At 66.6% G+C, this 12,787-nt stretch carries 16 protein-coding genes and 1 pseudogene; 16 read left to right on the forward strand and 1 reads right to left on the reverse strand.

Features of this window, described 5'->3' with window-relative positions:
* From rpsH to AX709_RS11145, 14 genes are all read left to right on the forward strand, one after another.
* Positions 1–396: a 30S ribosomal protein S8 gene (gene rpsH / locus AX709_RS11080; RefSeq protein WP_066476825.1), complete on the forward strand. Its 396-nt coding sequence runs from the start codon at positions 1–3 to the stop codon at positions 394–396.
* The gene (gene rplF, locus AX709_RS11085; RefSeq protein WP_066476827.1) at positions 396–929 is read left to right on the forward strand and encodes a 50S ribosomal protein L6; all 534 of its coding nucleotides are present in this window, start codon (positions 396–398) and stop codon (positions 927–929) included. Before rpsH ends, rplF begins: the two co-directional genes overlap by 1 nt.
* Positions 929–1,288 (forward strand): 50S ribosomal protein L18, encoded by a 360-nt coding sequence (rplR, locus tag AX709_RS11090; RefSeq protein ID WP_066476828.1) that lies wholly within the window; start codon positions 929–931, stop codon positions 1,286–1,288. Before rplF ends, rplR begins: the two co-directional genes overlap by 1 nt.
* Before the next feature lie 2 nt (positions 1,289–1,290).
* Positions 1,291–2,007, forward strand: coding sequence for a 30S ribosomal protein S5 (rpsE, locus tag AX709_RS11095; RefSeq protein WP_066476831.1), 717 nt, complete (start codon positions 1,291–1,293; stop codon positions 2,005–2,007).
* Positions 2,008–2,012: 5 nt separating this feature from the next.
* Entirely contained in the window at positions 2,013–2,189 is a 177-nt protein-coding gene (gene rpmD / locus AX709_RS11100; RefSeq protein WP_066476908.1) for a 50S ribosomal protein L30, read from the forward strand.
* Between the two features lie 164 nt (positions 2,190–2,353).
* Positions 2,354–2,899: a 50S ribosomal protein L15 gene (gene rplO, locus AX709_RS11105; protein WP_066549363.1), complete on the forward strand. Its 546-nt coding sequence runs from the start codon at positions 2,354–2,356 to the stop codon at positions 2,897–2,899.
* A 261-nt stretch (positions 2,900–3,160) separates the two neighbouring features.
* Positions 3,161–4,528 (forward strand): preprotein translocase subunit SecY, encoded by a 1,368-nt coding sequence (gene secY, locus AX709_RS11110; RefSeq protein ID WP_066549374.1) that lies wholly within the window; start codon positions 3,161–3,163, stop codon positions 4,526–4,528.
* A gap of 33 nt (positions 4,529–4,561) precedes the next feature.
* Positions 4,562–5,209 (forward strand): adenylate kinase, encoded by a 648-nt coding sequence (locus AX709_RS11115; protein ID WP_066476838.1) that lies wholly within the window; start codon positions 4,562–4,564, stop codon positions 5,207–5,209.
* Positions 5,210–5,294: 85 nt separating this feature from the next.
* Positions 5,295–5,819: an SRPBCC family protein gene (locus AX709_RS11120; protein ID WP_066549365.1), complete on the forward strand. Its 525-nt coding sequence runs from the start codon at positions 5,295–5,297 to the stop codon at positions 5,817–5,819.
* Between the two features lie 214 nt (positions 5,820–6,033).
* Positions 6,034–6,402 (forward strand): 30S ribosomal protein S13, encoded by a 369-nt coding sequence (rpsM, locus tag AX709_RS11125; RefSeq protein ID WP_066476840.1) that lies wholly within the window; start codon positions 6,034–6,036, stop codon positions 6,400–6,402.
* 107 nt (positions 6,403–6,509) lie between these two features.
* Positions 6,510–6,899 carry a 30S ribosomal protein S11 gene (gene rpsK, locus AX709_RS11130; RefSeq protein ID WP_066476841.1) on the forward strand — a complete coding sequence of 130 codons (390 nt, stop codon included), beginning with the start codon at positions 6,510–6,512 and terminating at the stop codon, positions 6,897–6,899.
* A gap of 101 nt (positions 6,900–7,000) precedes the next feature.
* Complete coding sequence (locus AX709_RS11135) at positions 7,001–8,065, forward strand: DNA-directed RNA polymerase subunit alpha (protein ID WP_066476842.1); 1,065 nt, start codon at positions 7,001–7,003, stop codon at positions 8,063–8,065.
* A 235-nt stretch (positions 8,066–8,300) separates the two neighbouring features.
* Positions 8,301–8,723 (forward strand): 50S ribosomal protein L17, encoded by a 423-nt coding sequence (gene rplQ, locus AX709_RS11140; protein ID WP_066549368.1) that lies wholly within the window; start codon positions 8,301–8,303, stop codon positions 8,721–8,723.
* Positions 8,724–8,827: 104 nt separating this feature from the next.
* The gene (locus tag AX709_RS11145) at positions 8,828–10,978 is read left to right on the forward strand and encodes a prolyl oligopeptidase family serine peptidase (protein WP_082731754.1); all 2,151 of its coding nucleotides are present in this window, start codon (positions 8,828–8,830) and stop codon (positions 10,976–10,978) included.
* Between the two features lie 52 nt (positions 10,979–11,030).
* Here AX709_RS11145 and AX709_RS11150 read toward each other — a convergent pair whose 3' ends face one another.
* Entirely contained in the window at positions 11,031–11,471 is a 441-nt protein-coding gene (locus AX709_RS11150; RefSeq protein WP_066476848.1) for an ester cyclase, read from the reverse strand.
* Positions 11,472–11,564: 93 nt separating this feature from the next.
* Here AX709_RS11150 and AX709_RS11155 point away from each other — a divergent pair, with 93 nt between their 5' ends.
* Together AX709_RS11155 and AX709_RS11160 are read left to right on the forward strand one after the other, a co-directional pair.
* Positions 11,565–12,470 (forward strand): LysR family transcriptional regulator, encoded by a 906-nt coding sequence (locus AX709_RS11155; protein ID WP_066549370.1) that lies wholly within the window; start codon positions 11,565–11,567, stop codon positions 12,468–12,470.
* 66 nt (positions 12,471–12,536) lie between these two features.
* Positions 12,537–12,787, forward strand: a pseudogene (locus AX709_RS11160) (hypothetical protein); the annotation flags it as partial.

Genomic DNA, 12,787 nt, shown 5'->3' on the forward strand with positions numbered 1-12,787 from the left:
ATGGCATTGACCGATCCCCTGGGTGATATGCTCACCCGCATCCGCAACGGCCAGCGCGCCCGCAAGGACAGCGTGCTGACGCCCGCATCGAAGCTGCGCGCCCGCGTGCTCGACGTGCTGCAGCGCGAAGGCTATATCCGCGGCTACAGCGAAGAGCAGATGGGCCCCGCCGCGGGCATTCGCATCGAGCTGAAATATTTCGAGGGCCAGCCCGCGATCAAGCATGTCGCGCGCGTGTCCAAGCCCGGTCGCCGCGTCTATTCGGGTTCGCAGGACCTGCCCCGCGTGCGCAATGGCCTGGGCATCACCATCGTTTCGACGCCCAAGGGCGTTCTGTCCGACGCGGAAGCGCGCGAGCAGAATGTCGGCGGCGAAGTGCTGGCGGAGGTGTTCTGATGAGCCGCATCGGAAAGAAGCCGGTTTCGGTACCGGCGGGCGTGACCGCCAACATCGCGGGCGACGAGCTGAACGTGAAGGGCCCGAAGGGCGCGCTGACGCTCAAGCTGGCCGACGACATCAGCTATGAAGTCGTCGACGGCGGCATTTCGGTGCAGCCGGCCAACGACACCAAGCGCGCCCGCGCCTTCTGGGGCATGCAGCGCACGCTGGTGCAGAACCTGGTCACCGGCGTGACCGAGGGCTTCACCAAGCGCCTGGAAATGACCGGCGTCGGCTATCGCGCGGCGATGCAGGGCAAGAAGCTGAAGCTTCAGCTCGGCTACAGCCACGACGTCGACATCGAGGTTCCGGCCGATCTGGAGGTCAAGACCCCGGATCAGACGACGATCGAGATCAGCGGCATCGACAAGCAGAAGGTCGGCCAGCTCGCGGCGGAAATCCGCGAATGGCGCCGTCCCGAACCCTATAAGGGCAAGGGCATTCGTTATGCGGGCGAGTATATCTTCCGCAAGGAAGGGAAGAAGAAGTGATGTCGACCAAGGGTATGTCGCTCTTCGAAAAGCGGCGGCGCCGCAACCGCACCGCGCTGCGTGCGCGTGGCGCCGGCCGTCCCCGCCTTTCGGTGCATCGTTCGGGCAAGCACATCTATGCCCAGGTGATCGATGATGCCGCCGGCCGCACGGTCGCGGCGGCGTCGACGCTCGACAAGGATCTGCGCGGCCAGGCCAGCGCCAACATCGAAGCTGCCAAGGAAGTCGGCAAGCGCGTCGCGGAAGCGGCGAAGCAGGCCGGCGTGACCCAGGTCGTCTTCGACCGCGGCGGCTTCCTGTATCATGGTCGCGTCAAGGCGCTGGCGGATGCCGCGCGCGAAGGCGGATTGGAGTTCTAAGCATGGCGGACGAAATCAACACGACCGACGCGCCCGTCGTCGAAGCGCAGGACGCCGGCCAGAACCAGGGCCGCGGCCGGGGTCGCGGCCGGGGCGGCAACGACCGCGGCGGTGGCCGGGGCAATGATCGCGGTGGCCGTGGCCGTCGTGACGAGCGCGGCGCGCGCGGTGGCGAGGAAGGTGGCGAGGAGCTCATCGAAAAGCTCGTCCACATCAACCGCGTCAGCAAGACGGTGAAGGGCGGCAAGCGCTTCGGCTTTGCGGCGCTCGTCGTCGTCGGTGACGGCAAGGGCCGGGTCGGCTTCGGCCATGGCAAGGCGCGCGAAGTGCCGGAAGCCATTTCCAAGGCGACCGCAGCGGCCAAGAAGAAGATGGTCCGCGTGCCGCTGCGCGAGGGCCGGACGCTGCACCATGACGGTGCCGGGCATTTCGGCGCGGGCCGCGTCTATGTCCGCTCCGCGCCCCAGGGCACCGGCATCATTGCCGGCGGTCCGATGCGCGCCGTGTTCGAATCGCTGGGCGTGGCCGATGTGGTCACCAAGTCGGTCGGCACGTCGAACCCGTACAACATGATCCGGGCGACCTTCGAGGCGCTGGGCGAGCAGACCTCGCCCAAGAGCGTCGCGCAGCGTCGCGGCAAGAAGATCGCCGACCTGCTCGGTCGCGGCGGCGCCGACAAGGGCGTGGCCGAAGCCGAAGCCGCGGCGGTGACGGAGTGAGCAACATGGCAAAGGTGAAGATCACCCAGACCGGGTCGCCGATCCGCCGCACCAAGGACCAGCGCGCGACGCTGATCGGCCTGGGCCTGAACAAGATGCACCGCACCGTCGAGCTGGAAGACAGCCCGGAAGTGCGCGGCATGATCCGCAAGGTGCAGCACATGGTGACGGTCGAGGGATAAGTCCCCCAAAGCCCTCTCCCGCTTGCGGGAGAGGGTTGGGAGAGGGAGCGAAGTGCGCAGCGTGCGCGACGCTTGTTCCTTCAGGCCCTCACCCCGACCCTCTCCCGCATGCGGGAGAGGGAGATTTGATTTTAGCGCGACAAAAGCGAAAGCGAGTGCACGACATGAAACTGAACGACATCCGCGACAATGAAGGCGCCCGTCACCGCAAGATGCGGGTCGGCCGCGGCATCGGTTCCGGCAAGGGCAAGACCGCCGGGCGTGGCCAGAAGGGCCAGAAGAGCCGCGAAGGCGTCTCGATCAACGGCTTCGAGGGCGGCCAGATGCCGCTCCACATGCGCATCCCGAAGCGCGGCTTCAACAATGTCTTCGCCAAGGATTATGCCGAGGTGAACCTGGGCGCGATCCAGAAGGCGGTCGATGCCGGCAAGCTTGGCACCGACGGCACGATCGATCACGCCGCGCTGAAGGCCGCCAATCTGGCGCGCGGCGGCAAGGACGGTGTCCGCCTCCTCGCCAAGGGCACGCTGACCGCGAAGCTCAAGTTCCTGGTCGCCGGCGCGTCGAAGACCGCGGTCGAGGCGGTCGAGAAGGCCGGCGGTTCGGTCGAGGTGATTGCCGTCGTCCCCGCCGCCGAGAAGGCCGCGGCGAAGAAGGGCAAGGCCCGCGCCGAGCGCATCGCCGCAAAGGACGCGAAGAAGAAGGGCTGAACGGCCTGACGGTTTGATCGTCACCCCGGCCTCGCGCCGGGGTCCCGCTGGTTCCGGCGACGGATCAGGCAGCGAGACCCGGATCAAGGCGCTTCCGAGCTTGTCGGGGGATCCGGGGTGACGGTTGGACCGGGCCCTCGACGAGCGCTTCTTGGGGAAGGGATCGCTTTCCCCCTTAGACAACCCGCCCGACACCCCTATATGAGCGGCGGGAGCGCACAACGCGCACCGCCGCTTTCTGTTTCCGGGACGATCACCGACATGGCGTCAGCAGCCGACCAATTTGCCTCCAGCATCAGCCTCGCGAACTTTTCCAAGGCGACCGAGCTCAAGAAGCGCCTGTGGTTCACCATCGGTGCGCTGATCGTGTTCCGGATGCTGAGCTATGTGCCGCTGCCCGGCATCGACCCGACCGCGTTGAACCTGCTGGCTCAGCAGACGCAGGGCGGCGTGCTCGACTTCTTCAACAATTTCTCGGGCGGCGCGCTTGAGCGGATGAGCGTCATCGCGCTCGGCGTCATGCCCTATATCACCGCCTCGATCGTGGTGCAGCTCGCGACCTCGCTGTCGCCGACGCTGGCCGCGATCAAGAAGGAAGGTGAGAGCGGGCGCAAGAAGCTCAACCAATATACCCGCTATGGCACCGTCGGCCTCACCGCGGTCCAGGGCTATTTCATCGCGGTCGGCCTGGAAGCCTTCGGCGCGAGCCAGGGTGTCGCCGCGGTCATCGAACCCGGCATCATGTTCCGCATCGCGGCCGTCATTTCGCTGATCGGCGGCACGATGTTCCTGATGTGGCTGGGCGAACAGATCACCAGCCGCGGCATCGGCAACGGCATCTCGCTGATCATCATGGCGGGCATCGTCGCGCATCTGCCCACGACGCTGGTCCAGCTGTTCGAGGGCGGCCGGTCGGGCTCGGTCAATCCCGCGACGATCGCGGCGATCGGCCTGGCGGTGATCGGCCTCGTTCTGTTCATCTGCTTCATGGAGCGCGCGCAGCGCCGCATCCTGATCCAGTATCCCAAGCGCCAGACCCAGCGCGGGATGCAGGCGGAGCGCAGCCACCTGCCGCTCAAGATCAACACCGCCGGCGTCATCCCGCCGATCTTCGCGTCGTCGCTGCTGCTGATGCCGCTGACGATCAGCCAGTTCGCGGGGCAGGGCCAGACCAGCGGCGACAGCGTGTGGGGCGATTTCCTGATCAGCCTCAACCAGTATCTGACCCACGGTTCGCCGGTGTACATGCTGCTCTATGGCGCCGGGATCATCTTCTTCTCGTTCTTATATACCGCGGTCGTGTTCAACCCGGAGGAGACGGCCGACAATCTGAAGCGCTATGGCGGCTTCATCCCCGGCATCCGCCCCGGCAAGAACACCGAGGCCTATTTCGATTACGTGCTGACGCGCATCACCGTGCTCGGCGCGGCGTACCTGACCATCATCTGCCTGCTGCCCGAATATCTCGTGTCGGCGCTGGGCATCCCCTTCTACCTTGGAGGCACTAGCCTTCTGATCGTCGTCAACGTAACCATGGACACGGTGACGCAGATCCAGTCGCACCTGCTGGCGCACCAGTATGGCGACCTGATCAAGAAGTCGAAGCTGAAGAGCGGTCGTGCACGCTGAACGCAGCGGATCGAAACGGGGGACGGATAAGCCTTGAACATCATTTTGTTGGGGCCTCCGGGCGCAGGCAAGGGCACCCAGGCGGGTCGCCTGGTCGATGACCGCGGGATGGTCCAGCTTTCGACGGGCGACATGCTGCGCGCCGCGGTCAAGGCGGGTACGCCGGTCGGGCTTAAGGCGAAGGCGGTGATGGAGGCCGGTGCGCTCGTTTCCGACGACATCGTGTCGGGCATCATCGGTGAGCGGCTGGACGAATTGAACCCGGACCAGGGCGTCATCTTCGACGGCTACCCGCGCACCGCGGCGCAGGCCGAGGCGCTCGATGGCCTGCTCGCCGCGCGCGACCGCACGCTCGATCATGTGATCGAGCTGGAAGTCGACGAGGATGCGCTGGTCGATCGCATCACCGGCCGCTTCACCTGTGCGACCTGCGGCACGGGCTATCATGACCGGCACAAGCTGCCCGCGACCCCCGGGGTGTGCGATGTGTGCGGCGGGACCGAGTTCAAGCGGCGCGCCGACGACAATGCCGAAACGGTCCGCACCCGCATGGCCGAATATCGCGCCAAGACCGCGCCGATCCTGCCGATCTACGAGGCGCGCGGCCTGGTCTCGCGCGTCGACGGCATGGCGGAGATCGGCGACGTGACCGACGCGATCGAGGCGATCCTGGACCGCTGAGGCACCTGCCGGCGCGGTCCATACCGCGCGGGCCTTGTCAGCCGCGCAGGCCTGCGCCAGCATCCCCCGCGAAAGGGGGCAGGCCATGCGGATCGTTCAGCTGGCGGCGGCGGGAGCCGTGATGTTGGGAGCACCGCCGGCGACGGGCGAGCTGGTGCGGCGCGACGCTTCGGGCTTCGTGTCCGAGCATCGCGTGACGATCGCCGCGACCCCGGACCGTGTGTGGTCGGTGCTCGTCGCGCCTCAGCGCTGGTGGAACGCCAGCCATACCTATTCGGGCGACGCCGCCAACCTGTCGCTCGATCTGCGCGCCGGCGGGTGTTGGTGCGAGAAGCTGGCGGGTGGCGGCGCGGTCGAGCATATGCGCGTCGTCTATTTCGAGCCCGGGCGCGTGCTGCGGATGCGGGGGAGCCTGGGTCCGCTTCAGGAGGGGGCGGTGACGGGCACGATGACCGTGACGTTGACGCCGGGCGGGAACGGCACCGAGCTGACGGTGCGCTATGTTGTCGGGGGCTATATGGCGGATGGCCTGACGGGGATCGCCGGGCCGGTCGACCAGGTGCTGGGCGGGCAGTTCGACGGGCTGGCTCGCCGCGTCAACGGGGGTTGACCGGCGGACAGGGCGGCCGCGAAGAAATCGTGCCGGGCGCGCACCGCCCGCTTGACAGGCCGGGTTCGCACCCGTATGCCGCGCGCTTCCGGCACCATGCTCGCTTCGGCGGCGCGATTATTCGCGCTCGCCGCGTTCATGCGTTTCCGGTGCAACGCGACGAGATGGGGCCTGCTGCCATGCGGTGCCCCGTGGAGCTGGGAGAACAGACTACATGGCACGTATCGCGGGTGTGAACATCCCGACCAACAAGCGCGTGATCATCGCGCTGCAATATATCCACGGCATCGGCCCGACCAAGGCGAAGGAAATCGTGACCCAGCTGGGCATCACGCCCGAGCGCCGGGTTCAGGACCTGTCGGACCAGGAAGTCCTGCAGATCCGCGAGACGATCGACGCCAGCCACACCGTCGAGGGCGACCTGCGCCGCCAGACCGCGATGAACATCAAGCGTCTGATGGACCTGGCCTGCTATCGCGGTCTGCGTCATCGCAAGGGTCTGCCCGTTCGCGGCCAGCGCACGCACACCAATGCGCGCACCCGCAAGGGCAAGGCCAAGCCGATCGCCGGCAAGAAGAAGTAAGCGCGCGCCCGTCGCGCCTTGCTTCCGATCGCATTGCTCGTCCGCGCAAGGATCGAGGCTAACCGCCTCCCGGCCCGGATCACTGGATAGAAGGTCAGGAATACCAAATGGCTCAAGCACCGCAGCGCCTTCGCCGGCGCGAACGCAAGAACATCACGGCGGGCGTCGCCCACGTCAACGCCAGCTTCAACAACACCATGATCACGATCACCGATGCCCAGGGCAACGCGATCAGCTGGTCGTCGGCGGGCATGATGGGGTTCAAGGGCAGCCGCAAGTCGACGCCCTATGCCGCGCAGGTCGCCGCCGAGGATGCGGGCCGCAAGGCCGCCGAGCATGGCGTGCGCACGCTGGAAGTCGAAGTGAAGGGTCCCGGATCGGGCCGCGAGTCGGCGCTGCGCGCGCTGCAGGCGGTCGGGTTCCAGATCACGTCGATCCGCGACGTGACGCCGATCCCGCATAATGGCGTGCGTCCGTCCAAACGCCGTCGCGTCTGATCTGCCGCCTTGGCCGGGCCGGGCGTCGCGATGGCGGCGCCGGCCGGGTCCGATTTATCGGCGGGAGTTGTTCCTTTCCCGCCCAACCTTAGGGGAAGCCCGTGTCTGTCAACGCTAAGAACTGGCAGGAACTCAAGAAGCCCAATGGCCTCGAAAAGAAGCCCGGCGGCGATCCCAAGCGCAAGGCGACCTTCGTCGCCGAGCCGCTCGAGCGCGGTTTCGGCCTGACGCTCGGCAACGCGCTGCGTCGCGTGCTGCTGTCGTCGCTGCAGGGCGCGGCGGTGACGTCGATCAAGATCGAGAACGTCCTGCACGAATTCTCGTCGCTCGCCGGCGTGCGTGAGGACGTGACCGACATCGTCCTGAACGTGAAGCAGATCGCGCTGCGCATGCAGGGCGAGGGGCCGAAGCGGCTCCAGCTGTCGGCGACCGGCCCGATGGACGTCCGCGCGGGCGACATCGCGGTGTCGGGCGACATCGAGGTGATGAACCCCAATCTGCTGATCTGCCACCTCGACGAAGGCGCGACGCTCAACATGGAGCTGACCGCCGACACGGGGAAGGGCTATCTGCCCGCCAGCGCCAACCGCCCGGCCGACGCGCCGATCGGCCTGATCCCGGTCGACGCGCTCTACTCGCCCGTCCGCCAGGTCAGCTACAAGGTCGAGAACACCCGCGTCGGGCAGGAGCTCGATTACGACAAGCTGACGTTGTCGATCGAGACCGACGGCACGGTGTCGCCGGAGGACGCGCTCGCCTATGCCGCGCGCATCCTTCAGGACCAGCTGGCGCTGTTCGTCCACTTCGACGACTCGGCGATCACGCGTTCGGCGCCGATCGGCATGGCGGCGGCCCCCGCCGCGGCGGAAGGCACCAGCGACACCGCGACGATCAACCGTTACCTGCTCAAGAAGGTCGACGAGCTCGAGCTGTCGGTCCGTTCGGCCAACTGCCTCAAGAACGACAACATCATCTATATCGGCGACCTGGTCCAGAAGACCGAAGCCGAGATGCTGCGTACGCCGAATTTCGGCCGCAAGTCGCTCAACGAGATCAAGGAAGTGCTGTCCAGCATGGGCCTGCGCCTCGGTATGGAAATCCCGGGCTGGCCGCCCGAGAATATCGAGGAAATGGCCAAGAAGCTGGAACAGGAGATCATGGGCTGATCGCAGCGGAATAGCGCAAGCTATTCCGCGCCCGCGATCGACCCGGCCGGCGGGCCGAATGGCCCGTCCGACGACGCGGGCTTTGCCCGCGTCGGACCCCTCCACCATCCGTCGGATGGTCCCCCTCCCCGAGCAAGCTCGGGGAGGATCTAGAAGGCAAAGGGCGCCGGCCTGAACAGGCGCCTGGTCTGGGGTACCTCATTCGGCCCCTTAACGAACGAGAAGGAAGAAGATCATGCGTCATCGCGTTGGCGGTCGTAAGCTGCAGCGGACCTCGGCCCACCGCATTGCCCTGTTCCGCAACATGGCGGCCGCGCTCATCAAGCACGAGCAGATCACCACCACCGTCGCCAAGGCGAAGGAGCTGCGTCCGTACGTGGAAAAGCTGGTGACGCTGGCGAAGAAGGGCGGCCTGTCCAATCGCCGCCTGGCGCATGCGCGCCTGCTGGACGATGCGCAGCTGGTCAAGCTGTTCGACGTGCTCGCGCCGCGCTATGCCGACCGTGCCGGCGGCTACACCCGCATCATCAAGGCGGGCATCCGTGCGTCGGACGCCTCGCCGATGGCGATCATCGAGTTCGTCGATCGCGACGTCAGCGCCAAGGGCCAGGATTCGGGCCCGGTGATGAACGACGAGGATTTCGACGCCGCGGCGTGATCGTGCCCGCCGCCGGTGACGGCGGTGATGGTTGACAGCCCCTTGAGCAACAGGCCGCGCCCCCATAGGGTGCGGCCTTTCTCATTTCCTGCTGGAGTCCATCCATGCGTCGCGCCCTGATCGCCCTGCCGCTGCTGTTCGCTTCCCCCGCCTTCGCCCTTTCCGACCCGGAGCCTCGCCCCGCCATGACCGCCACGATCGACTATCCCGACACGCGCCGCGTCGACGTGGTCGACGAGCAGTTCGGCGTGAAGGTGGCCGACCCCTATCGCTGGCTGGAAAACGACGTCCGCAACGACAAGTCGGTGGCCGATTGGGTCGCCGAACAGAACAAGCTGACCGACGCCTATCTGGCGACGCTGCCCGGCCGCGACGTGTTCGCCGCGCGGCTGAAGGCGCTGTATGATTATGAACGCTTCGGCGTTCCGCAGCAGCAGGGCGGGCGCTATTTCTACAGCCGCAATTCGGGGCTGCAGAACCAGTCGGTGCTGTACGTCCGCGACCGTGTGGATGGCGAGGGGCGGGTGCTGATCGATCCCAATGGCTGGTCGGCCGATGGCGCGACCGCGCTGGGCGAATGGGCACCGAGCGAGGACGGCACCAAGCTGCTCTATACCATCCAGGAAGGCGGCACCGACTGGCGGATCGTCAAGGTGCTGGACGTCGCGACCGGCAAGACCCTGGACGACAAGGTCGAGTGGGTGAAGTTCTCCAACTTTGCCTGGGCCAAGGACGGCAGCGGTTTTTACTATTCGCGCTTCCCCGAGCCCGCCAAGGGCCAGGAGTTTCAGGCGCTGAACGAGAACCAGGCGGTCTATTTCCACAAGCTCGGCACGCCGCAATCGGCCGACACGCTGGTTTATGCGACGCCGGAGACGCCGAAGCGCGGCCATTTCGCGCAAGTGACCGATGACGGCGCGTGGCTGGTCATCACCACGACCGAGGGCACCGACAATCGCTATGAAATGACGCTGATCGACCTGACCAAGCCGGGCGCGAAGCCGCGGACGATCGTCAAGGGGCTGGAGAATGAATGGGCGGTGGTCGGCAATGTCGGCAGCCGTTTCTGGTGGAACACCAACAAGGGCGCACCGCGATCGAAGATCGTCGAGATGGACGTCGCATCCGCCGACCTCGCCACCCGCGACGTGGTGCCCGAGGATCAGGCGGTGCTGCAGGGCGCGACGCTGATCGGCGGCCAGATCGTCGCGAGCTATCTGGTCGACGCCAAGACCGAGGTGCGCCGCTATGCCCCCGACGGCAAGCTGCTGGGCCAGGTCGCGCTGCCCGGCATCGGCACCGCCGCGGGTTTCGGCGGCGACCAAAATGAAAGCGAGACCTTCTTCGCCTTCACCAGCTTCGCGACGCCGACCACCATCTATCGCTATGACGTAAAGACCGGCCAGGCGACGCCCTGGGCCGCGCCAAAGGTCGCGTTCGACCCGGCGGACTATGTCGTCGACCAGCAATTCTATACGTCGAAGGACGGCACCCGCGTGCCGATGTTCATCGTCAAGCACAAGGACGTGACCGGCCCCGCGCCGACCCTGCTCTATGCCTATGGCGGGTTCAACATTCCCCAGCTCCCGGGATTTTCGGTCACGCGGCTGGCGTGGATCGAACAGGGCGGGGTGCTCGCGGTCGCCAACATTCGGGGCGGCGGCGAATATGGCAAGGCGTGGCATGACGGCGGGCGCCTGCTCAACAAGCAGAACGTGTTCGACGACTTCATCGCCGCGGGCGAATATCTGATCGCCAAGGGCATTACCGGCAAGGACCAGCTCGCGATCCAGGGCGGCTCCAACGGCGGCTTGCTGGTCGGCGCGGTGACCAATCAGCGCCCGGACCTGTTCGCCGCCGCGCTGCCGGCGGTGGGCGTCATGGACATGATCCGTTTCGACCGGTTTACCGCCGGGCGCTACTGGGTCGACGATTACGGCTATCCGTCGAAGGAAGCCGATTTCAAGAACCTCTACGCCTATTCGCCCTATCACAATATCCGTGCGGGCCAGCGCTATCCCGCGATCCTTGCGACCACCGCCGACACCGACGACCGCGTCGTGCCGGGCCACACGTTCAAATATACCGCGGCGCTGCAGGCGACCGACATCGGCGATCGCCCGCATCTGGTGCGCATCGAAACCCGCGCCGGTCACGGATCGGGCAAGCCGACCGACAAGATCATCGAGGAATACGCCGACCTGTGGTCGTTTGCGGCCAAGTGGACCGGCCTGAAGATCAAGCCGGCGAAATGATCCACCGGCCCAGGCGGCACGTCGCATCCAGCTGACGTGCCGCCGGCTGCGGTCATTTCAGGATCAACGGCGTCAACACCGGCGCCATCAGCATCTCGAACTCCAGATTGGTTGCCGAGACGATGTTCTCGACGATCAGGCCGTCCTCGACGCGCGTGACGTGGGTTTCGTCGAACAGGATGACCCGGTTGGTCGCGTCGACGCCGAAGAACGGCTTGGCGTGACGCTGGCGCGAGTGAAAGCGGGTGACGACGCGGGTGCCGTCGGCGGAGGCGAACTGGTCGATGATTTCGACCGGCGATTCGGCGGGAAAGGCGTCGACAAAGCCGGCGATCGTCGCCTTGTACTCTTCGCGCCCGTCGATCGGCCCGGTCGGCTTGAGGCCAGTGATACCCTGTACGCGCGCGTGCAGGGTCGCGTCGGCGACGGCCAGGTCCGCTTCGCCGAGGAAACGGGTGATGAAGCGGGTGACGAGTTCGACGGTGCTCGACATGTTCGGGTCCTCCTGGTTTTGCCCGCGGCGCAATAGCATGGACGATATTGCCGCCCTATCCTGTCACCCGAATAGTTGGTATCGACCGCATCGATGGATCTCGCGCGTGTCGACCTGAATCTGCTCGTTGCGTTTCATGCGCTTGCCGAAACGCGCAACGTCAGCGCCGCTGCCGAACGCCTCGGCATACGTCAGCCCGCGATGAGCGCCACGCTGGCGCGGTTGAGGGCGCTGTTCGGCGACCGGCTGTTCGTGCGCAGCCACGGTGCGATGCAGCCGACACCGCTTGCGCAGCGGCTGATGATGCCGATCGCCGCTGTGCTCGATCAGCTTCGCGCGGCGCTCGACGATGCGGTCGCGTTCGATCCCGCGCATCCCGGTCACCGTTTCCGCGTCGCCAGTACCGATTATACGACGATGGTGCTGCTTCCCCGCGTCATGGCGCGGATCGAGGCGCTGAGCCCGGGATCGAGCGTGGAGATCATCGGCTATGACAAGCGCGACATCGAAGCCATGGTCGCGCGCGGCGATATCGACCTTGCGATCGGCACCTTTGCATCTCCACCGCCAGATGCCGTGCAGCAGCGGCTGCTCGCCGAACGGTTCGTCGGCGTCGCGCGGGCCGGGCATCCCGCCATTCGCGACGGCAAGATCAGCCTCGACGATTTCGTGGGGGCGCGACATGTGCTGACATCGGTTCGTGGCGACCGCCGCGGCGCGATCGATCGCGCGCTGGCCGATGCCGGCCTGCACCGCACGATCGCCCTGGTCGTGCCCCACATGCTGGCGCTACCCCCGGTGATCGCGGGCACCGACCTGATCGGGGCGCTGCCGTCGCGCATGGCTGATCGGGCGACGGCGTGGGGGCTTCAGTGCTTTGACCTGCCCGTCGGCGTGCCGGCATGGCATATCGAAATGCTGTGGAATCCGATGGCTCGATCGGATGCCGCAACCGCCTGGCTCCGCGCGCAATTTATGTGGGCGGCCAACGCGCTGTGAGGCGGTTCATCTGCGCGACAGCGCGGATCGGGCATGGGAGTGTCCTGACGAGTGGGAGGCGCGCGAATGAACAGCTTGCGGATCATGGGTGCGGCGTTGGCGACCACGGCAATGCTGGCGACGGCGGTCCCGGCGGACGCGCGCGACTGGGGGCGGGGGCGCTGGCATCATCGCGGCGACCGGATCGACGGGGGCGACGTGCTGCTGGGCGCGGTCATCGCGGGTGCCCTGATCGCCGCCATCTCGGCAGCGAGCCGCGCGGACCGTGAGCGCCGCAATATCCCGCGGGACACGATCGATCCGCCGTTGCCGCCGCC

Source organism: Sphingomonas sp. CCH15-F11 (assembly GCF_001557005.1).
GTDB lineage: Bacteria > Pseudomonadota > Alphaproteobacteria > Sphingomonadales > Sphingomonadaceae > Sphingomonas.

Coding starts and splice junctions, on each gene's coding strand:
- AX709_RS11120 (WP_066549365.1), top strand. CDS start 5,295: ATGCGGATCGTTCAGCTGGCGGCGGCGGGAGCCGTGATGTTGGGAGCA.
- AX709_RS11150 (WP_066476848.1), bottom strand. CDS start 11,471: ATGTCGAGCACCGTCGAACTCGTCACCCGCTTCATCACCCGTTTCCTC.
- AX709_RS11145 (WP_082731754.1), top strand. CDS start 8,828: ATGCGTCGCGCCCTGATCGCCCTGCCGCTGCTGTTCGCTTCCCCCGCC.
- rplF (WP_066476827.1), top strand. CDS start 396: ATGAGCCGCATCGGAAAGAAGCCGGTTTCGGTACCGGCGGGCGTGACC.
- AX709_RS11155 (WP_066549370.1), top strand. CDS start 11,565: ATGGATCTCGCGCGTGTCGACCTGAATCTGCTCGTTGCGTTTCATGCG.
- secY (WP_066549374.1), top strand. CDS start 3,161: ATGGCGTCAGCAGCCGACCAATTTGCCTCCAGCATCAGCCTCGCGAAC.
- rplR (WP_066476828.1), top strand. CDS start 929: ATGTCGACCAAGGGTATGTCGCTCTTCGAAAAGCGGCGGCGCCGCAAC.
- rplO (WP_066549363.1), top strand. CDS start 2,354: ATGAAACTGAACGACATCCGCGACAATGAAGGCGCCCGTCACCGCAAG.
- rpsK (WP_066476841.1), top strand. CDS start 6,510: ATGGCTCAAGCACCGCAGCGCCTTCGCCGGCGCGAACGCAAGAACATC.
- rpmD (WP_066476908.1), top strand. CDS start 2,013: ATGGCAAAGGTGAAGATCACCCAGACCGGGTCGCCGATCCGCCGCACC.
- rpsM (WP_066476840.1), top strand. CDS start 6,034: ATGGCACGTATCGCGGGTGTGAACATCCCGACCAACAAGCGCGTGATC.
- rpsH (WP_066476825.1), top strand. CDS start 1: ATGGCATTGACCGATCCCCTGGGTGATATGCTCACCCGCATCCGCAAC.
- rpsE (WP_066476831.1), top strand. CDS start 1,291: ATGGCGGACGAAATCAACACGACCGACGCGCCCGTCGTCGAAGCGCAG.
- rplQ (WP_066549368.1), top strand. CDS start 8,301: ATGCGTCATCGCGTTGGCGGTCGTAAGCTGCAGCGGACCTCGGCCCAC.